This window comes from Citrobacter sp. R-1.5.2, from assembly GCF_035064245.1.
Classification (GTDB): Bacteria; Pseudomonadota; Gammaproteobacteria; order Enterobacterales; family Enterobacteriaceae; genus Citrobacter.
Genome location: NZ_JASEYC010000002.1, coordinates 387,825 through 407,666, shown reverse-complemented (window position 1 = coordinate 407,666; position 19,842 = coordinate 387,825). Strand labels below are relative to the sequence as shown.

Below are 19,842 nucleotides of genomic sequence, written 5' to 3'. Positions count from 1 at the left end.
CCAGTTAGTAACAATTAAAGTTCAGCAAATTCCGCGATAGGCTCCATGCCCCGCGATTCCAGAAACGTCAGCAAGCGTTTTGGTGAAACGTTCAGAATTCGGTCTTCCGGGAAGCCCACATCATCCAGAATCTTACGGCATTCACCGAACTCTCCCAACGTAAATGCGGTATGGGAATCTGAACCCAGGGCAACCCAGCCACCAGCATCACGTACTGCAGCAGCGACAGCGCGACAGTTATCTTCACTGCCCTTACGCGAATGCAAAAATGAGGAATTATTGATTTCCAGTGCGACCTGATATTTTGCCGCCGCCTGTGCAATTGCGGTGATATCGACGGGATATTTGGGATTTCCTGGGTGGCTGATAATATGTACATTGCCACTCGCCATCGTGGCGATCATCGCCTGAGTATTGGTTTCTTTATCGTGAGGGGCAAAAACCGGCTCATGGAAGCCCGCAATAATCAAATCAAGTGAGTCAAACATCGGCCCTGAACAGTCGATCTCACCTTCAATATTCTTAATGTTTGCTTCTATCCCGCGCAGGATCCCCACGCCGTTCACCACGCGCGGCCAAATACGCATGTTAATAAAATGCCAGTGGTGTGGCGCATCCGCCATGTCCGGTCCATGATCGGTGATGGCAAACAGTTTGATACCTTTGCGATGGGCTTCAGCGATATAATCACTCAAAGTGCTGTAAGCGTGGGTGCTGGCAACGGTATGCATATGCAGGTCAACGGGATACATAACTCTCTCCTGTAGTCGTTTTCCGTCAAGGATAGCAGGTATCGCCGCCTTTAATACCCTAAATAATTCGGGGTGTATTGAGTCGAAACCCGGCGCGGGCCGGGTTGATATTGATATCAATAGCCCCGAACGCGATCGACCTGACCGGTAACCGCTTTTCCATTTTCCAGGCTAAGGATTGTACGAGAGATATAATCCACCGCTTCCGCCGGGCGCGTTACCGCTGCAATGTGCGGCGTCATAGCCACACGCGGGTGTTTCCACAATGGGCTGTCTTCCGGTAGCGGTTCTCGGCTATAAACATCCAGCATCGCACCTTTCAGTTTTCCGCTATTCAACGATGCCAGAAGATCGTCTTCATTGAGATGAACGCCACGCGCCAGGTTAAGCACATAGGCGCCATCCTGTAATTGATTCAACAGCCCGGCATTAATAATGCCCACCGTTTCTGCCGTATTGGGCAGAAGATTAATCAGCACACGCGTCTGGCTTAAAAACGCACTCAACTCTTCGGTGCCTGCAAAACTTTCCACACCAGGCCAGGATTTATGAGTACGGCTCCAACAGCGTAACGGGAAGCCCCATGCCTGCAGACTCTCTGCCACTTTAGCCCCTAATACACCAGCGCCCATGATTCCGATGGTAAATTCATCACGGGTATACTCTTGCAACGGCTGCCACTTCGCCTGGGTTTTTAATGCCTGATAGTCATCAAAGCGGCGGAACCAGTGCAACACCTGACTCACCGCATACTCCTGCATTTGCAGACCCATACCGGTATCTTCCAGACGGAAAAGTGGAATCGAGGTATCCAGCATCTCCGGGTGCGCTTTTAGCTTACTGAGGATGGAGTCCACTCCGGCTCCTAATGCAAAGACGGCTTTCAATTTTCGTCCTGCCAGCATTTCAACCGGCGGATGCCAGACCAGCGCATAGTCGGCATGGGCGTTATCACCCGCTTTCCACTCGCGAACGTTAGCGCCAGGGATGGCTTTCGCCAGCGCCTTTAACCACCAGGCCGTATCAAATGTAGGGTGATAGAAAATTATTTCCATATTGTCTCCTGAATATTGTTATGCGGAACGTTCTCGCACTTATTATCATCATTTTCCGAGGGAATATCAGATTAGCAAATTTTAGGATGCTGGCAAAAAAAACAATTCCCGCTCATTTAAGCCCCATGTTGCTTGAAGTTTGTGTAAATGCACGTTTTTTTGAAAAAGTAGATTGACGCCGGGGCGGTATTTCCCCTACATTAGCGCCCGTTCCAGCAATACAGGAACAACAATATGGTGAGGTGTCCGAGTGGCTGAAGGAGCACGCCTGGAAAGTGTGTATACGGCAACGTATCGGGGGTTCGAATCCCCCCCTCACCGCCATATTCGGGAAAGAGCTCGTACGCAAGTACGGGCTTTTTTTTCGCATATTGCACACCTCCGGGGGGATGAGAAGCCCCGACCGGGGTTCGACTGCTGGCGTTGCCAGCTGGACAGACCGAGAGCATCGCGAACGGGCTGCCCCGTAGGGGCGAGCAAAGCGAGTCAATCCCCCCCTCACCGCCATATTCGGGAAAGAGCTCGTACGCAAGTACGGGCTTTTTTTTCGCATGTTGCACATCTCCGGGGGGATGAGAAACCCCCGACCGGGGTTCGACTACTGGCGCAGCCAGTTGGACAGACCGGGAGCGCAGCGAACGGGCTGCCCCGCAGGGGCGAGCAAAGCGAGTCAATCCCCCCCATATCTCCCTCAGAACCCGTCGATGGGTCTTCGCTTTCAGTCAGTTCCTACGCCATAAACGCATTCCTGGCATACACTAGTTAAAACGATAAAAGTGAGGCAACAGGATGATAGCATTCCCGGCCAGCTTACTGATCCTGAATGGGAAAAGTGCTGATAACCTTCCCCTGCGTGACGCTATTGCTCAACTGCGCAACGAAAGTGTCGAAATCCATGTTCGCGTGACCTGGGAAAAAGGTGACGCGCAACGTTACGTTGATGAAGCGCTCCGATTGGGCGTGGCAACGGTGATTGCCGGCGGTGGTGACGGTACCATCAACGAAGTATCCACAGCGCTGATCCACTGCCAGGGGGAGAATGTTCCCGCACTCGGGATTTTGCCATTGGGAACGGCAAATGATTTTGCTACCAGCGTTGGCATTCCTGAAGCGCTGGACAAGGCATTAAAGCTGGCTATTGCCGGGAACTCGGTAGAGATTGATATGGCGCAGGTCAACGATAAAACCTGCTTTATCAATATGGCGACCGGAGGGTTCGGTACGCGGATCACCAGCGAAACACCGGAGAAACTCAAAGCCGCCCTGGGCGGTGTGTCGTACTTTATTCACGGGTTAATGCGCATGGATACGCTGAAGCCAGACAGTTGCGACATTCGCGGCGAAAACTTTCACTGGCAGGGGGATGCGCTGGTGATTGGTATTGGCAACGGGCGTCAGGCCGGTGGCGGACAGCAACTTTGCCCGACCGCGCTCATTAATGACGGTCTGCTGCAACTGCGAATCTTTACCGGTGAGGAGCTGATTCCGGCACTGCTATCGGCGATAACTCAGTCCGAAGACAATCCGAATATCATCGATGGCGCATCATCATGGTTTGATATCCGTGCGCCACATGAAATTACCTTCAATCTGGATGGTGAACCGCTCAGCGGGCAAGAGTTTCATGTTGAAATCCTGCCCGCAGCCCTGCGTTGCAGGCTACCGCCGGGTTGCCCATTATTGCGCTAATCCGACGGTACTCTACTGACATCAGGCAATCGTGACTTTGTTATCCAGATAAACATCCTGCACGGCGTTAATCAGCTTCACGCCGTCAGCCATGGTTTTCTTGAACGCTTTACGTCCAAGAATTAACCCCATACCACCGGCTCGTTTATTAATCACCGCTGTACGCACCGCATCGCTGAGATCGGTTTCTCCACCAGCCGCCCCCCCGGAGTTAATGAGTCCGGCGCGTCCCATATAGCAGTTCGCCAGTTGATAACGCACCAGATCAATCGGGTTATCACTGGTCAGCTTGGTATAGACACGATCGTCGGTGTAGCCGAAGTTAACCGCTTTATACCCGCCGTTATTCTCTGCCATTTTCTGTTTAACGATATCCGCGCCGATAGTCGCCGCCAGATGGTTTGCCTGCCCGGTCAAATCAGCCGAAACATGATAATCCACACCGTCTTTCTTAAACGCAGAGTTGCGCAAATAGGCCCAAAGTACCGTCACCATGCCCAACTCATGGGCACGTTCAAAGGCCGCAGAAATCTCTTCAATCTGGCGGCGAGACTCCTCAGAACCGAAATAAATGGTTGCCCCCACCGCGACCGCGCCCATATTGAACGCTTGCTCCACGCTGGCATACAGCGTCTGGTCAAAGGTATTCGGGTAGCTGAGCGTTTCGTTATGGTTAATTTTCACAAGGAATGGAATGCGATGAGCATAACGACGCGAAACAGACGCCAGCACGCCATAGGTTGACGCGACGCAGTTGCAGCCCGCTTCAATTGCCAGCTCAACAATATTTTTGGGATCAAAATACAGCGGGTTTGCGGCAAACGATGCCCCAGCAGAATGTTCCACCCCCTGGTCTACAGGCAGAATCGACAAATAACCGGTCCCGGCGAGCCGTCCGGTGTTGTACAGCGTCTGCATATTACGCAGCACGGCGGGTGGACGGTTATTGTCAACCATCACGCGGTCGACGTAATCATGTCCTGGCAGGTAAAGTTGGTCAGAAGGAATGGTCATACAACGATGCTGTAAAAGGTTGTCGGCATCTTTGCCAAGCAACTGCGCAATATCAGTCATAGCTATGCTCCCGTAAGTTCCGATTTGATATCGGAAGTGGATTGTCCTGACCCGCCTGGTTGCGGGCAGCAATAAGCCTGGTACTGACTGCGTATTTTTTCCATCTTTAGCGCACTTTTCAGCGATTTCCGCTGGCTCGATTCAGGCATCAAAAAATGATACAACGGTCAAATTCAGAGCATAAAGGTATTTAAAAGGTATTATCAGATGGTACTATCCAGCCGTACCTTACCTGTCATGAAGGATTTAAAGATGAAAACTACAGTTAAGCTGTCGTTCATGATGTTTGTAGAGTGGTTTATCTGGGGCGCCTGGTTTGTACCGCTGTGGCTGTGGCTGAGTAAAAGCGGCTTTAGCGCCGGGGAGATCGGCTGGTCCTATGCCTGTACCGCCATTGCGGCGATCCTGTCGCCCATTCTGGTCGGTTCAATCACTGACCGCTTTTACTCCGCGCAAAAAGTGCTGGCGGTGTTGATGTTCGTCGGCGCTATTCTGATGTACTTCGCCGCCCAGCAAACCACCTTCAGCGGATTCTTCCCGCTGTTACTGGCCTATTCGTTGACCTATATGCCGACGATTGCGCTGACCAACAGTATCGCTTTTGCCAACGTACCGGACGTTGAGCGTGATTTCCCACGCATCCGCGTGATGGGGACGATTGGCTGGATCGCCTCTGGTTTAGCCTGCGGTTTCTTACCGCAAATGCTGGGCTATAGCGATATCTCACCGACTAATATTCCCTTGCTGATCACGGCCGGAAGCTCCGCGCTGTTGGGCATCTTTGCTTTCTTTTTACCAGATACGCCGCCGAAAAGTACCGGCAAGATGGATTTCAAAGTCATGCTGGGTCTGGATGCGCTGATCCTGCTGCGTGATAAGAACTTCCTGGTCTTTTTCTTCTGCTCTTTTCTGTTTGCCATGCCGCTGGCGTTCTATTACATCTTCGCCAACGGCTACCTGACAGAAGTTGGGATGAAAAATGCGACCGGCTGGATGACGCTGGGCCAGTTCTCTGAAATTTTCTTCATGCTGGCACTGCCGTTCTTCACCAAACGCTTTGGCATTAAAAAGGTATTGTTGCTTGGTCTTATCACTGCCGCGATCCGTTACGGATTTTTTGTTTACGGCGGCGCGGAAGAATATTTCACCTACGCCCTGCTATTTCTCGGCATTCTGCTACATGGCGTTAGCTACGATTTCTACTACGTTACGGCCTACATCTATGTCGATAAAAAAGCGCCTGTGCACATGCGCACCGCGGCGCAGGGGTTAATCACTCTCTGCTGTCAGGGATTCGGCAGCCTGCTCGGCTACCGCCTGGGTGGGGTGATGATGGAAAAAATGTTTGCTTATAAAGAGCCGGTTGATGGTCTCACCTTTAACTGGGCTGGCATGTGGGGATTTGGCGCGATCATGATTGCCGTCATCGCCGTGCTGTTTATGATTTTCTTTCGCGAGTCAGACAAAGAAATCACCGCCATTAAGGTGGACGATCGCGATATCGCATTGCAACAAGGGGAAGTAAAATGAAAGCAGAACGTATTCTCGGTGCTCTTTATGGGCAGGCGTTAGGGGATGCGATGGGTATGCCGTCGGAACTGTGGCCAAGAACCCGCGTTAAGGCACACTTTGGTTGGATCGATCGCTTTTTACCGGGCCCTGAAGAAAATAATGCAGCGTGTTACTTTAATCAGGCTGAGTTTACTGATGACACCTCCATGGCACTGTGTCTGGCTGATGCTCTGTTAGAGTGCGATGGAGAGATTGTTCCGGACGTTATTGGCCGCAATATCCTCGCCTGGGCTGAACGTTTTGATGCTTTCAATAAAAACGTGCTGGGGCCCACCTCAAAGATTGCGCTCAACGCCATCCGCGACGGTAAGTCTGTTGCTGAGCTGGAAAACAACGGTGTCACCAATGGGGCTGCTATGCGTGTGTCGCCGTTGGGATGCCTGCTACCGACAGGGAATCTTGATGCGTTTATTGACGACATCGCGTTGGCCTCTAGTCCGACACATAAGTCGGATTTAGCGATTGCGGGCGCGGTGGTCATCGCCTGGGCGGTGTCTCGTGCTATCGACGGAAGAACATGGCCTGAGATTGTCGGCGCACTTCCCGCGATTGCCCTCCACGCTCAGCAAAAACGGATCACTACGTTTAGCGCATCGCTTGCAGCCCGCCTCGAACTGGCATTGAAAATCGTTCGCGAGGCCAACGGTGCGGAATCTGCCAGCGAGCAGCTGTATCAGGTGATTGGCGCCGGGACCAGCACCATCGAATCCGTGCCCTGCGCCATCGCGATGGTCGAACTGGCACAAACCGATCCTAACCGCTGTGCCGTACTGTGTGCGAACCTCGGCGGCGACACTGACACCATCGGGGCAATGGCAACCGCTATTTGTGGTGCGCTACACGGCGTAAGCGCGATTAATCCGACGTTAAAACAGGAACTGGATGCGGTGAATAAGCTCGATTTCACCCGCTATGCCAGTGCGCTAGTGCGACTGCGCGAGCAACGGGAGGCGCTATGAGTGCTACGCGTCTGCAAATGCTTCTCCCACAGTTGCACAGCCAGCGACCGGTAACGGTAGTCGGTGCGGCGGTTATTGATGTGATTGCCGATGCGTATGCTCTTCCCTGGCGCGGCTGTGATATTGAGCTTAAGCAGCAGGGCGTGAACGTGGGCGGTTGTGCGCTCAACATTGCCGTCGCTCTGAAGCGTCTGGGCATCGAGGCCAGTAATGCTTTACCGCTGGGTCAGGGCGTGTGGGCCGATATTATCCGCAACCGTATGGCGAAAGAAGGATTGCACAGCCTGATCGACAATGCCGAAGGCGATAACGGCTGGTGTCTGGCATTGGTAGAGCCGGACGGTGAACGCACATTTATGTCCTTTAGTGGCGTCGAAAATCAGTGGAATGCCGACTGGCTGGCACAGCTGAATATCCCGCACGAGAGTTACGTCTACCTTTCCGGCTACCAGTTGGCCTCGCCCTGTGGTGAATTGCTGGTGCAATGGCTGGAAGGTCTGGAAGAGGTGACGCCATTCATCGATTTTGGTCCGCGAATTGGTGATATTCCCGATGCTCTGATGGCGCGGATCATGGCCTGCCGTCCGCTGGTGTCACTTAATCGCCAGGAGGCGGAAATTGCCGCCGAGCGGTTTGCATTAAGCCATGATGTAGAAGGTTTTGGCGCAGAATGGGTACAACGCTTCGCCGCGCCGGTAGTGGTACGTCACGATAAAGATGGGGCATGGTATTTTACTGAGCATTCATCCGGTTGCGTGCCCGCCTTTCCGACCTCAGTCGTTGATACCATCGGTGCGGGAGACAGTCACGCAGGCGGTATGCTGGCCGGGCTGGCATCGGGCTGGTCGCTGGGCGATGCCGTCCTGCTTGGGAATGCGGTAGCATCCTGGGTGGTGGGTCACCGCGGCGGCGACTGCGCCCCCTCACGCGAGGCGTTACTCCTCGCACACAAAGACGTATAGGTCGCTTCGACAGTAACTGATACTGTATTCAATAGGCCGTTGCTGCTGATCAAGCGCTACCTGCTTGATCACCAGTACCGGTACTTTGCTGTCCATCTGAATATGTGACTGGAACTCTGCGTCCGGCATCCGCGCACTGACGCGTGAGCGTGTACGCTGTGGAAAGATATGCTGGCTGCGTAAATACTCGTACAGTGAAACGCCAATGGCATCCACGTCATGGATAAGATGGGCGGGTACCCATGATTCTTCAATAGACACAGCATCTTCATCAACATAGCGAATGCGCTTAAGCAGGAAGACCTCACTGCCGACAGCAATGGCCAACTGCTGAGCCACCTCTTCCGGGCAGGGCACCACGCGTTTATTCACCCACAGCGTATCCGGCTTTTTACCGCGTAACACCACCTGTTGTGAAAAACCGCGCGCTTCTTTGAGCGAATACTCGAAGATGTTATTGATTTGCGTCCCGTAGCCACGCGCACGCGTCACCACCCCCTCTTCTTCCAGCGCCTGCATCGCTTTTCGCACCGTAATGCGTGAAACGCCAGTCAACTGGCTGAGGTCGCGCTCGCCAGGCAGGATATTACCATGCTCCAGGATCCCACTGCGCACAGCGTTCTTAACCGTTTGAGCGAATTTCATATACAGCGGCGTGTTGTCCGCCGCTGAAATACGTTCATTCAGTTGCGCGATAAGCTGGGTATGCGCTTGTTCCATTTATCTTTTTCCTGGCAGCCGTTTCTGTAGCCAGTATACCATTTCTGCTCATCACCACCACGCGTGGAAATGATGCACCGGACCAATCCCCTCGCCCACTTCCAGTGTATCCGCCTGCGCCAGCGCCGCAGAGAGCCACGACTTAGCTTCCTGTACCGTATCAGCCCAGTTAACATGACGTGGACGCAGTGCCGCCAGCGCCGCCGACAGCGTACAACCTGTTCCGTGCGTATTTTTGGTTGCCACTCTTGGCGCGGTGAAGCGCTGTTCGCCATCACGGGTAAAGAGCCAGTCAGGGCTTTGTGCATCATCCAGATGACCGCCCTTCATCAACACTGCCTCGCAGCCCAGCGCCCGTAGCGCCCTTCCCTGCTCTAACATCTCCTGCTCAGTCTGCGCATGCGATGCCCCGAGCAGTGCAGCAGCTTCGGGTAAATTAGGGGTGATAATCGAAACCTGCGGCAGCAAACGGGTACGCAGTGTTTCTACCGCCGAGGGCGATAGCAACGGATCGCCGCTCTTCGCCAGCATCACCGTATCCAGTACGACATTTTGCACCCGATGGCGACGCAAACGTTCGGCGACCGCTTCAACAATATCGGTTTCTGCCAGCATGCCGATTTTGGTGGTATCGATGCGCACATCATTGAACACAGAATCCAACTGCGCGGCGACAAAATCAGGTTCAATGCGATACACCGACTGCACCCCACGCGTATTTTGTGCCACCAACGCCGTGATAACGGAACAGCCGTAAGCGCCCAGCGCCGAGAAGGTTTTTAAGTCGGCCTGAATTCCTGCGCCACCGCTCGGATCGGTTCCGGCAATGGTTAAGGCGTTAATCCGTTTCATGCGTGCTCCTGGGGGTTCAGATTATAGAGGGCGTCGAGAAATGCCGGGACAAAACTGCCCGGTCCGGTTGATTGTTGTGTGGCTGTTTGCCCGGCCTGTTTCATCCAGCTACAGGCGGAAGCGACGTTATCAAGCCGGTCACCGGGCAGTGCGCAACTGGCGGCGACTACCGCTGACAGTGCGCATCCGGTGCCCACCACGCGAGTCATCAACGGGTCACCACCGTCTACGCAAACGGTACGCTGACCATCGGTGACGTAATCCACTTCGCCGGTAACCACGACAATGGTCCCAATCTGACGAGCCAGCGCCTGCGCTGCCGGAAGCGCAGCGACAGCCGTATCGGTTGTATCCACGCCGCGTCCCCCACCGTTCATGCCGGCCAGAGCAAGTATTTCCGAAGCGTTGCCACGAATAGCCGCAGGCTGTAGTGACAATAATTCCAGGCAGAAGCGGCGGCGAAACTCAAGCGCGCCTACGGCAACGGGATCGAGCGTCCACGGGGTTTTAGCATGATGAGCCTGCTCAACTGCGGCACGCATCGCCGTGGCCCGTTCCCGAGTTAAGGTGCCGACATTAACCAGCAATGCACTGGCAATAGCGGCGAATTGGCTGGCTTCCTCAGGTTCAATCACCATCGCAGGGGATGCCCCTAAAGCCAGTAGCGTATTGGCGGTAAAACTCTGCACAACGTCATTAGTCATACAGTGTGTCAGTGGGGAAAGCGTTCTAAATTGCTGTAAGGTGTGAGCCGCAAGGGTACGGCTGTGCAGGTCAGGCTGCATGGTTCAACTCCTGCCCGCGTGAAGAAGGGACACGAGCAGTGTCAGACTTCCCTACGCTGGCATTATCCAGATCAGGTGGTACGGGTATTTCTCAGCCCATCAGCGATGGGGCACCCCGAGTCATGAAAATTGAATCTCTATACTTTTTGCCAGCTTAGGGGAAGTTGCTTGCTGAAGCAAGCCCGCCCTTCCGGTTATCGCTTCTTCACGCTGTACCCCAGCTTGTACCTCAGTTTGTACCCCACCACAGAAACAAAAAAAGGAGCCGTTAAGCTCCTTTGTGACATAACCCAAGATCTCATGGATTCCGAGATTCAGTTTTGCGTTCTGTTTTTCTACGTCGTTCAAAGGTGCGGATTACACCCCAGATAAACAGGAACAGCACATACCAGTAAAGCGCGGTGATCATACGCGAGTGTCCTGGTTCCAGTAGGTTGCTACCGTCCTCAGAGACACCGCCATTTCTTCCGCAGCCTTTTTCTGAGTTAGTCCTTGCGCCTTGTATTCCAGAACCTTCAAACGCGTTTCATGCTGCTTTCCAGCTTTCTTGATTCCAAGGCATTCGATGGTTGAGCCAGGGAAGTAATGGTTTTTGAGGTATTCCGCTGCCGCCATGTCGGGAACGACAAACACGAGAGGGTGATCGGTATCAGTGTTGCGAATGGATGTTCGGCTAAGAAACTGGTAGCACCGTTCAAAATACATTGCCTGCCGCTTCTTCTCCATCACCGTTTCAAAATCCCAACCGATACGTTCGCAATAGTCTGCCCATCGCTTACGGTCTTTATCGCCCAGATTTGCACATCCGAGGAACACGGCACAATGAATGCTCTGATAGCTGTTTATCCCGTAGCTGGACATTGAAACGTCAACACCACCCATGCGATCACCAAGTTCAGTGAGTCCAATGGTCTTAAAATCGCAGATAGCTTTGTCGTTGTTGGTTGCAAAGATAAAATCCTTTCCGACGATTTGGCGTATTTCCCTCAAGTGGTTGTTAAAGATATTAGCGAGTTCTGACTGCCCCGCTCTTTTGATATCTTCTGAGAGGACAGCAACGATTTTGATAGGCACGTTTTTATGTTTGCGTCTCTCGGGATCAGGCTGAAGGTGTTCACCCGCTTCCTGAACCGCCATCTGAGCGACGTTCTCTGCCATCCAGACAAACCCACTGCGATTCACGCCAGCGCCGAGCACAGTGAAGCTCTTCGCCCATGTTGCGGCCTTCAGTATCGGATTATAGGTGTAGGCAAAGAAGCTGTATGACGAATCACATTCGGTGTGCATCACACCACAACCGTCGAGCGCCACGTAAAGAACCTTCTTCAAGTTATCACTGTTAGCGTGCTTCTCGTGGTAATACTTGTACAGATTGTCGTAGTGCTCTTCGCGCAGGTACAGAAGCCCGTTTCGTTCTTCCAGCCATTCCAGGAATGGGAAGTTTTCTGCCGTCCTGTCAGCATGACGGATCGTTGCTTCTGCTCCAAACCAGCCATCAGGGATCTCGTCAATCACCACATTGTGTTCTGCCAGTAGAGAACGCATCTCAAGATTGAACGTAGCGAGGTGGCAGTAGTTGGTGAAACATTCATGGGTTGTTATCACAACATTTATCTGGAAGCTATCAGCCAAAGTACTTTTCAGGTTGAGAGTCGCCCCTTCAACGAAAATGTGATGGTTTGAGATTCTAAAATGATTCAGATCTTGCTTGAACTGATCGGCTAAAGCGTGGGTTGGTACTACGATTAAGAACTTTTCTGGGACAGCTTCGTTCTTGAAGCTCAGGATGTACTCTTTCAGACGGTGGCTCTTTCCTGAGCCGCAAATCGCATTAACGAAGTTTACTACTGGTTTCTTTTCGGTCATTCGGTTCCTCTCGGTTTAGGACTGCTGTTATTAATTCACTCACCAGCGCAGCGGCTGACTTGTCTTCACGGTTGGCACGTTCAACAAGCGCCTTGTGGGTTTCATCGGTGAATCGGATGTTCATTCGGTTGTTCCTCGTTACGTAAACTCTCTTGAAGCTGCTCAATGCGGTAGCTGATCAAGGCCACCCTGAACATCTTGCGTCGTTCGTCGGAGAGATTTTTGTTGTGGGAGTATTGCTGGCAAATCTTGGGAAGGAGCTTTCCGCTACGCAGAGCTTCGAGCACATCAGTTTTCGTTTGGTACATGTACCTCCTTATTATTACGATTGTTAACTACCTACTATTCATTGTACATCAAATCGGTTGCAAAGTCAACTATTTTATGATCATTTTCAACACGTTAATAAAACAAGCACGATTTGAGATTGCATTTAACATAAATAAATGTTAGTTTCGCCAACCTTTATTTGAACGCTTCTTTTTAAAAAAACAAGCAAATAAAAAATGAACGTTAACAACTCAACTATGAGGATTTATTGACTACAAAACATACAGGAGGATTAATATGACAGATAACCAGGGACTTTCCCCAACCGAAGTTGAAGCACTCTTCACAGAGACATTTACCACCCACTCCAGCACTACCCCAACGCTAGTAACGAACACCATCGAACAGATGTTTGATAGTCTCGTGCCGTATTTCACCGAAGTAACGCATCCACAGAAACGCAGCAGACACCCCAAGGTGCTGACTTTCACCACCGATCATAAACAGATGTGGGCATACCTCAGAAGCCAACAGAGCGAGATAGCCGGATGTGTGATGTTCGACCTAAGTTGTGCGGCCCGTGACCTCGGTATGACGCAAAAACGAGTGATTACCGTCATTGGCGATCTGGAAAATGCGGGCTGGATAATCTGTCGGGACATTGGCAACCCCGGCACTGGAACCTATCAGATCACCATCCAGGACATTGAAACCATCGTTTCATTATGTAGCTCCATTACTTACGCCCAGCCGACTACCCTAACGATGGATGCGTTAAGAGGCGCTCGCCTGCTCCATTAAGTCGCTAACGCGGCGGCAGCTCCGATAATGTTAGCAATGAGATTTCCGGCTTATTATGCAAGTAAGCCGATCTTATGGCTATGCCATTTGCACAAGTAACCTGATACAGAGGGTGCAGAAAAGTCTAAAGTCTCTTTAGAGTTATTTGCATCTTCGGTAAAAGTGAAGGCTTACAATGGAACACTATCGGTGTGGAGTGGTTGCATAAACTCATTTTTTTAAGCGTATCTTGCACAGTTAACGCATGGGCGAGTTGTACGAGCACATAAAATGGAATCAATAACTGTTTATTATTTAAACAGTAGTTAGCGGTTTTGTTGGTTTTAATGTTCATTATGTGAGCAATGCGAGCATAGCAGATTACTTTTACAGGAGAATCACTCCTTAAAATCGCTTCTGGTGCAAAGGTTGCTCTCCTGTAATTGATATCTTTCATGCTCCGCATTACATGCTACTCATGCAGCATACTTTTCATGGTCGCAGTGCTCACCATGAAACAACTCTCCATAGAGCCGGAAAAGTTGACTAAATTACAAGCGATAATCAACTAATAAATGATGATTATTAATAGGTTTAATCTATGCTAATTCTACTCATATTAACCAGTCTATAACACTCTTACAGCGCTTTAACCTATTGATGAAAATCCCTCCTCCCCTTATTCTATAAGGGTTTCAGCACAATCGAAGAAAAAAACATGATTCTTTTGCTAAGCAACTCCACCTAACTTGGAAATTTAAACAAACCTATATTTTAAGCCCCCTTCACTCTGAATCTACAGTATCAAACGTCTTCGCATACGGGCATTTTCCTTTGGTAACGTAGGTGAACAGATAGATGCTGTTTTCGTAGGTGCAAAGCGTCTTACCATTCTCGGTCGTATCCTGCTGGGGATCGGTCATTGTGATCTGTCCTGCTGCTGCCATCTGTGAAACCAGTAACCCAAATATCACTATCAGTGCTCTTCTCACTGCATTTCTCCTGTGCATGCTCTTTCGTCTATCAAGACTCATCCATAGCGAAGAACTGTGCAAGACATTATAGTTTCAACATTGATCAATTTTATCGATCGATAAATGATAAACCGATCGTTTTTATCAATTGATGGTTTTATACTGATTCCCGATGAATGTCTAACACCAATCGAAAAAAGGAACGCTATGAAGGGGATAACTCTTGCTGCACTCTTACTGCTGCCTCTGTCAACTTATGCAAGCTCCTATCAATGTGAAGCTCTTCAGCAAGGGCAACTGGGTAGCAATGGGAAGACAGTCACAGCACAATCCAGCATTGAAATTGATGGTTCTCAGATGCACTTCAGTTTAAATAACGCAAGCTGGGATCTCTCGTACATCGGGGAGAAGCAAATTGCCAAGCTCTATAGCACCGACAACGGCAGTGTCGCCGTGTCTTTCATTGACGGCAACCCGCTCATTTTTGTTCTGCATCTGGTTAATGATGACGGTAGAAAAGGCACTTACAACCTCAGCGAATGCTCTGAGCTATAAGGGGCGGTAATGAAAAAACTATTCGCAGCCGCCATATTTTTGTCAGTGATACCGAACGCTTATGCATTGAGTCATGGAGATACCGCCACCCTAAAAGAAGGAACATTTAACTGTAAGAAGCTGACCGACTTTTACGAGATGATCAGTTACATCCAGGACAAAGACCAACAGGGTATGATGGGCCTCATCACTTCCGGTAAATGCCGTCTCCTAAAAGAATCGATGACAGTTGAGATTCAGAACGTAGACGATAAGGGGTTTGTTTTCTTCATTACCCCAGGTGGTCATGGTGGATGGTCAGCCACACAGTTCTTCAAAGAATAATCATCTCATGCAACGACTGGCGTGTGTGATCACGCCATTTTCATCTTCGCTCGTCAAAACGAATTCAACTCCTCGTTTCAAGTCTCAAAACCATCTCCTTTTAAGACCACACCGACGCAACGAAAGAATGCGGCTTCGCCTTGTCTCAAAAGGTTGATATTTAATTTTGGGACAGCTATTATTTTGATACTACCTTTTGAGACTTAGAGAACATCATGACAACTGTGATCGGATATGTGCGAGTTTCCACCAGCGACCAAAACGTTGAAAACCAGAAGCAACAGATAGCCGATGCTGGTTATAGCGTTACTCGCTGGTTCAGTGATGAAGCGGTGAGTGGTGCAATCAAGGCGGGAGAGCGTCCAGGGTTTGGTGAACTACTCAGTTATGTACGAGAAGGCGATACATTGATCGTGATTGCTATAGACCGCCTGGGGCGTAACACGATTGATGTTCTTTCCACCGTGGAAAAGTTGCAGACGAAAGGCGTGAAAGTTGTCAGCTTGCGTGAAGGGTTCGACCTGTCAACGCCAGTTGGTAAAGCGATGCTCACTATGATGGCAGGACTTGCCAGCCTGGAAAAAGATCTGATCGCAGAGCGTAGAGCAGCAGGTATCAAGCGTGCTCAGTCTGAAGGTAAGCATTGCGGCAGACCTATCAAAGCAACTATGGAACAGGTACGAGAATTGTTAGCGCAAGGTTTAGCACCAGCAGAAGTTCAGGATAGGTTAGAGATCAGCAAAGCAACTTTCTACCGACTAAAACATCTGAGCTTCTTTGATATTTGAAGATTCCGGCTCCTCAGAGAGTAGGGACAGAAAAAATTAGCGCTTAAAGGTTCAACCAACCGCGCTCCAAGAGGCACACATCACAATTGTATCATGATGCGTTAGACACTTGGTCAAATGTTGCAGATCATGGTATATCCCCCTGATTCTCCGTGATTAATGAGTGACAAACAACGCGTATATGAAGTAACGTTAATCAAAGCCAATATAACATTACCGTACTGAACTCGAGGTTTCCATGGAACTACACGCGTATACCAGAACCATTTCCGAATTACTTTCAGTCAATAGAAAATATGTTGTTCCAAGATTCCAAAGAGAATATTCCTGGATGAAAGAACAAATTAATGAACTTTGGTATGATATCATTTCCAACATTGAATCTAATGAACACGGAGAATATAAAAACAATGAATATTTTATTGGTTCTTTAGTTCTTGTAGGTGATGAAACAGGTAAAGAAATGCAAATTGTTGACGGGCAACAACGCTTGACTACCATTACAATTTTCCTCTCTGTGTTGTGTGACCGATTTTTGTTTATTGGGAAACCAGACCTCGCAAATGCCATTTTCGAAAATTATATAGAAGGCAAAGATGATGATGGACAAAAGTTTTTCAAGTTAATAAATGAAACACCAAAACCATATTTCCAAAGAAACATACAGTATCTAAACAAAGAAGAAGAAACACCCAACACGCCCGAAGAAAAAAACCTTCTCGCCGCATATAAAGAAATAAGTGTTCTCGCTACGCAAGAGCGGCTAAACAAACATTTCTCGAATTCAATCCAAAGCAATGATGAGTATGAAGCATGTTTAAAATCTATACGCGATCAAGTTCTACGCTATCTGAAAATAATATTTATAACGGTAAGTGAAGAGGACGAAGCTTATACCATATTCGAAACATTAAATGCGAGAGGTATGAATTTAAGTTATGTGGATTTGATAAAAAACAAACTTTTCAAATCCCTAAATGGAGATCATCCAAGCGATGTAGCTAAAGATAACTGGAGACAAATAAGAACTATAATCTCTCAACGTCAAGGCGTTGGAACTATTGAGAATTTCATTCGCCACTGGTGGGTATCAAAATACGCATATGTGAGTGGTGAAAATCTATATAAGTCATTTATATCGAAATGGCGTAAGGGTGAGATTGAGCCTAAATCGTTCATAAAAGAAATCAGAGAAGACGCTCAGCTATATGCTCTCATTTCTGCACCGAACGAGAGCGAATTTCCTCAGATGCAGGATAAGCCCATTTATCATTCCTTGAATGCTATACGTCTTTTTGGCATCACCCAATGTCGACCATTCTTGTTAGCATTATTAAAAGCTCATAACAATGGCAAGGTTCGACATGCTGATTTATTAAAAGCATTACGAATAGTTGAAAGATTTCACTTTGTATTTAATGCCATTTGTTCTCTCAGGCCATCAGGTATTGAAGGTGCCTACTCTAAAGCTGCAAGACTAATAAGTGTAGATAGTTCAACTAAACAAAGCAATGGCAAAGCCATTGATCAGTTATGTGATATACTGGTTAACAGGAAGCCTGAAATAAGTATTTTCATTGAGAAGTTTAGAGATGTGACATTTACTAATGAACAGACCAAACAGAAAAAATTAATTCAGTATATACTTGGCGAGTTTGAAATGTCTCGCCACAATACAATGGATTTTAAACCAGATCAGATAACCTTGGAGCATATAAAAAGCCAAAGTTCAGGGACATGTCGAGAGATAGGAATGATTGGTAATTTGTTGCCATTATCTAAAGAAACAAATGAAAAAGCCGGGAATAAATCTATTGATGACAAGATAGCTGTTTATGAAACATCAGAATTTAAACTTACAGAAGAATTTATTCATGCATTTCACCATGAATATGGATCAAACTGGAATGAAAGTACTATTTTAGACAGGACAGACAGAATGGCTGGCGAAGCATATTCTTCAATTTGGGAGATTTAGCTCAGACTTCCTATCTATAATATCAAAAGCAAAAGGGTAACATCAGCTGCCCTTTTAGAAGTTTCAACACATTTTTATTTCGCATAGAAGTCATAATACTTCCGCTTAAACCTTAAATTGTATCTACTAACTCAACAAACCATGAACCATGAACTCCTTTCCTATATCATTTATATGTATGTGACGTGTTCGAGTGTCAAATCGCGTGAGAGGTAAATTGTCAGGGAAACCATTTCACTTAACATTACGTCAGCGTATTAATTAACAAATAATATTCAAGTAAAACAACATGACAATTACTGTTATCTACTTAATCCAATCAATCTTTCAACGGAATTAATTTCTTCCCTGTATCTTCAAAAAATCTGTATTCATCCCAATAGACTGTATATAACCGCATTATACCATTTGGTTTTCGATCAAGAATACTTTTTAAATATGATTTTGTTTTTTTATCTTGAGGGTAATCAGAATTATAAATTACGATACAACGTGCATTTATCCCTCCGCCACCTCTCATGAAGAGTGATAGATCTTTAAACGTTAACGAATTGAAATGAGCACAATTTTCCACATCATTATCTAATTTAACCACTATTCCCTTTAGCTTATCATATAAACAAATCATTTCATTAAACAATCCATTATTTGCCAAGTTAGCATTTCTTTCATTTATTGCTTTTACGTAAAGTTCATCTTTTATCACCCCTATCGGATACCTGGCTTGCTGTACTATATCTTGAGACAAAAGACCCAATAGATTCAAATCGTAATCAGACAAAGACAACTCTAAATCCTGAATCATTGATTGCAAATCATGACCATAGAACTTGAATTTTTGTGCGATTGTATTTTTTGTAGCGCCGTAGTTCATAAGTAACACTGCTGATTTCAATAGCAATTCAAAAGCATATCCCAATAAAAGACGGCTACTTTTATCCGTTGCGACAGAAATATCAATTAAATCATAGGCATATTTTTCTGTTTTGTTTACATTAGAGAATGCTTTTTTACTCTCATCACCTTGGCTACGTAGCAATTTTGCAGACAAATAAAGACTTTTGGATTCCTTGATCCATTCATCTCGTTTAAAAATTCCTTTTCCTTTTTTATTCGTCACCACTGAATTAGTCATTTATTATTTTCCTCGGAATAAATGAATTCAATTTCGTAATACATACTTATAATATTTGTAATGATGAAAATCAATTTCACGACATCCACTTGGGAGGCATAGTATTGTTGTCTTCCATGGGCAAATGCGTGCCTATTTAATAAGTTGAATGTTTCAAAATCAACACTGATAAAGTATTTATCTAAAAACTTTCTTATTAAATAACAACTCTGCACAAACTGATAAGGCATTTCGTTATCAGTTTCAATGAATTTATCATCCCTGTCATTTTCAACCCAAACTTTTCTTGCCAAGCCCATGCCATATCTAATATTATTTAAATCGCCATCATTGGAAAGGTCAGCCAAATACCTTTCTAAAACTGCGAACAATGAAGGAATACAGATCTGATAAAGTTCTTGTTTGTATGCTTGAAAAATCTCTAACAACGTTCGATGGATAAAAGGATTTTGTTCCACTTCAAGATTTATTATTTTTAAAAATATACTTTCAAAATTACACTCGAAAAACTCCATGAACCCTATTTCGATTTCGGTGTCGGTTAATTCCGATGAGGGACATCGAAAATAATCGTAACAATCAAAAGCTAATGGCGGAACCCATCCATTTTCAGATAAGCGATTGATAAAATCCCATGAGCGATAATCATCATCCATTAATCTCTCAAGAATACTATCCATTAGCGCATGAAATTTTTCAGCCGTTATCTGATCTAAAAACACCTAAAACCTCAAAAATTAGACGTCCACAGG

At 47.6% G+C, this 19,842-nt stretch carries 20 protein-coding genes, 1 tRNA gene, 1 other RNA gene and 1 riboswitch; of the genes, 11 read left to right on the top strand and 11 right to left on the bottom strand.

The annotated features are described in order from the left end of the window. Window positions 1–14: 14 nt before the first annotated feature. Window positions 15–752: a phosphatase gene (locus QMN38_RS05880; RefSeq protein WP_271450547.1), complete on the bottom strand. Its 738-nt coding sequence runs from the start codon at window positions 750–752 to the stop codon at window positions 15–17. Window positions 753–868: 116 nt separating this feature from the next. Beyond that, entirely contained in the window at window positions 869–1,807 is a 939-nt protein-coding gene (gene ghrA, locus QMN38_RS05875; protein ID WP_323604695.1) for a glyoxylate/hydroxypyruvate reductase GhrA, read from the bottom strand. Between the two features lie 236 nt (window positions 1,808–2,043). On the opposite strand from ghrA, the gene QMN38_RS05870 reads away from it, so the two are divergent. The 3 genes from QMN38_RS05870 to yegS all read left to right on the top strand — a co-directional run bounded on the left by QMN38_RS05870 (window position 2,044) and on the right by yegS (window position 3,496). After that, window positions 2,044–2,131, top strand: a tRNA-Ser gene (locus QMN38_RS05870). A gap of 44 nt (window positions 2,132–2,175) precedes the next feature. Continuing rightward, a non-coding RNA gene (locus QMN38_RS05865) (RtT sRNA) lies at window positions 2,176–2,314 on the top strand. 282 nt (window positions 2,315–2,596) lie between these two features. Beyond that, window positions 2,597–3,496 carry a lipid kinase YegS gene (gene yegS / locus QMN38_RS05860; protein ID WP_271442616.1) on the top strand — a complete coding sequence of 300 codons (900 nt, stop codon included), beginning with the start codon at window positions 2,597–2,599 and terminating at the stop codon, window positions 3,494–3,496. Window positions 3,497–3,517: 21 nt separating this feature from the next. Here yegS and fbaB read toward each other — a convergent pair whose 3' ends face one another. Beyond that, complete coding sequence (gene fbaB, locus QMN38_RS05855; protein ID WP_271450544.1) at window positions 3,518–4,570, bottom strand: class I fructose-bisphosphate aldolase; 1,053 nt, start codon at window positions 4,568–4,570, stop codon at window positions 3,518–3,520. Window positions 4,571–4,822: 252 nt separating this feature from the next. On the opposite strand from fbaB, the gene QMN38_RS05850 reads away from it, so the two are divergent. From QMN38_RS05850 to QMN38_RS05840, 3 genes are read left to right on the top strand one after another with little or no spacing between them, the layout of a single operon-like run. Then, on the top strand, window positions 4,823–6,100 hold the full coding sequence (locus QMN38_RS05850; RefSeq protein WP_323604694.1) for a nucleoside permease: 1,278 nt from the start codon (window positions 4,823–4,825) through the stop codon (window positions 6,098–6,100). Beyond that, a complete protein-coding gene (locus tag QMN38_RS05845) occupies window positions 6,097–7,101 on the top strand; it encodes an ADP-ribosylglycohydrolase family protein (protein ID WP_323604693.1) in 1,005 nt (334 codons plus the stop codon). The genes QMN38_RS05850 and QMN38_RS05845 overlap by 4 nt, the downstream gene beginning before the upstream one ends. Then, entirely contained in the window at window positions 7,098–8,063 is a 966-nt protein-coding gene (locus QMN38_RS05840; protein WP_323604692.1) for a PfkB family carbohydrate kinase, read from the top strand. Before QMN38_RS05845 ends, QMN38_RS05840 begins: the two co-directional genes overlap by 4 nt. Here QMN38_RS05840 and QMN38_RS05835 read toward each other — a convergent pair. The 5 genes from QMN38_RS05835 to QMN38_RS05815 form a co-directional block, all read right to left on the bottom strand. Then, complete coding sequence (locus QMN38_RS05835) at window positions 8,037–8,783, bottom strand: GntR family transcriptional regulator (RefSeq protein WP_271450541.1); 747 nt, start codon at window positions 8,781–8,783, stop codon at window positions 8,037–8,039. The genes QMN38_RS05840 and QMN38_RS05835 overlap by 27 nt on opposite strands. Before the next feature lie 51 nt (window positions 8,784–8,834). After that, window positions 8,835–9,635: a bifunctional hydroxymethylpyrimidine kinase/phosphomethylpyrimidine kinase gene (thiD, locus tag QMN38_RS05830; protein ID WP_323604691.1), complete on the bottom strand. Its 801-nt coding sequence runs from the start codon at window positions 9,633–9,635 to the stop codon at window positions 8,835–8,837. Beyond that, window positions 9,632–10,420 (bottom strand): hydroxyethylthiazole kinase, encoded by a 789-nt coding sequence (gene thiM, locus QMN38_RS05825; RefSeq protein WP_323604690.1) that lies wholly within the window; start codon window positions 10,418–10,420, stop codon window positions 9,632–9,634. Before thiM ends, thiD begins: the two co-directional genes overlap by 4 nt. 31 nt (window positions 10,421–10,451) lie before the next feature. Then, window positions 10,452–10,548: riboswitch (TPP riboswitch) on the bottom strand. Window positions 10,549–10,825: 277 nt separating this feature from the next. Beyond that, the gene (locus QMN38_RS05820; protein WP_048221071.1) at window positions 10,826–12,286 is read right to left on the bottom strand and encodes a DEAD/DEAH box helicase family protein; all 1,461 of its coding nucleotides are present in this window, start codon (window positions 12,284–12,286) and stop codon (window positions 10,826–10,828) included. Between the two features lie 101 nt (window positions 12,287–12,387). Continuing rightward, the gene (locus QMN38_RS05815) at window positions 12,388–12,594 is read right to left on the bottom strand and encodes a hypothetical protein (RefSeq protein ID WP_008324553.1); all 207 of its coding nucleotides are present in this window, start codon (window positions 12,592–12,594) and stop codon (window positions 12,388–12,390) included. Window positions 12,595–12,853: 259 nt separating this feature from the next. On the opposite strand from QMN38_RS05815, the gene QMN38_RS05810 reads away from it, so the two are divergent. Further along, the gene (locus tag QMN38_RS05810; protein WP_323604689.1) at window positions 12,854–13,357 is read left to right on the top strand and encodes a hypothetical protein; all 504 of its coding nucleotides are present in this window, start codon (window positions 12,854–12,856) and stop codon (window positions 13,355–13,357) included. Between the two features lie 764 nt (window positions 13,358–14,121). Here the strand turns inward: QMN38_RS05810 and QMN38_RS05805 are convergent. Continuing rightward, window positions 14,122–14,346 carry a hypothetical protein gene (locus tag QMN38_RS05805; RefSeq protein ID WP_046275908.1) on the bottom strand — a complete coding sequence of 75 codons (225 nt, stop codon included), beginning with the start codon at window positions 14,344–14,346 and terminating at the stop codon, window positions 14,122–14,124. 171 nt (window positions 14,347–14,517) lie between these two features. On the opposite strand from QMN38_RS05805, the gene QMN38_RS05800 reads away from it, so the two are divergent. The 4 genes from QMN38_RS05800 to QMN38_RS05785 all read left to right on the top strand — a co-directional run bounded on the left by QMN38_RS05800 (window position 14,518) and on the right by QMN38_RS05785 (window position 17,955). Then, window positions 14,518–14,865: a hypothetical protein gene (locus QMN38_RS05800; protein ID WP_008324549.1), complete on the top strand. Its 348-nt coding sequence runs from the start codon at window positions 14,518–14,520 to the stop codon at window positions 14,863–14,865. Between the two features lie 9 nt (window positions 14,866–14,874). Beyond that, window positions 14,875–15,189, top strand: a complete 315-nt coding sequence (locus QMN38_RS05795; protein WP_046275909.1) for a hypothetical protein — start codon at window positions 14,875–14,877, stop codon at window positions 15,187–15,189. A gap of 215 nt (window positions 15,190–15,404) precedes the next feature. Beyond that, window positions 15,405–15,977: a recombinase family protein gene (locus QMN38_RS05790; protein ID WP_180836850.1), complete on the top strand. Its 573-nt coding sequence runs from the start codon at window positions 15,405–15,407 to the stop codon at window positions 15,975–15,977. 238 nt (window positions 15,978–16,215) lie between these two features. Then, window positions 16,216–17,955 carry a DUF262 domain-containing protein gene (locus QMN38_RS05785; RefSeq protein ID WP_323604688.1) on the top strand — a complete coding sequence of 580 codons (1,740 nt, stop codon included), beginning with the start codon at window positions 16,216–16,218 and terminating at the stop codon, window positions 17,953–17,955. 319 nt (window positions 17,956–18,274) lie between these two features. Here QMN38_RS05785 and QMN38_RS05780 read toward each other — a convergent pair whose 3' ends face one another. Then, on the bottom strand, window positions 18,275–19,090 hold the full coding sequence (locus QMN38_RS05780; protein WP_180836856.1) for a hypothetical protein: 816 nt from the start codon (window positions 19,088–19,090) through the stop codon (window positions 18,275–18,277). Beyond that, entirely contained in the window at window positions 19,087–19,812 is a 726-nt protein-coding gene (locus tag QMN38_RS05775) for a hypothetical protein (protein ID WP_323604687.1), read from the bottom strand. Before QMN38_RS05775 ends, QMN38_RS05780 begins: the two co-directional genes overlap by 4 nt. Window positions 19,813–19,842 lie beyond the last annotated feature (30 nt).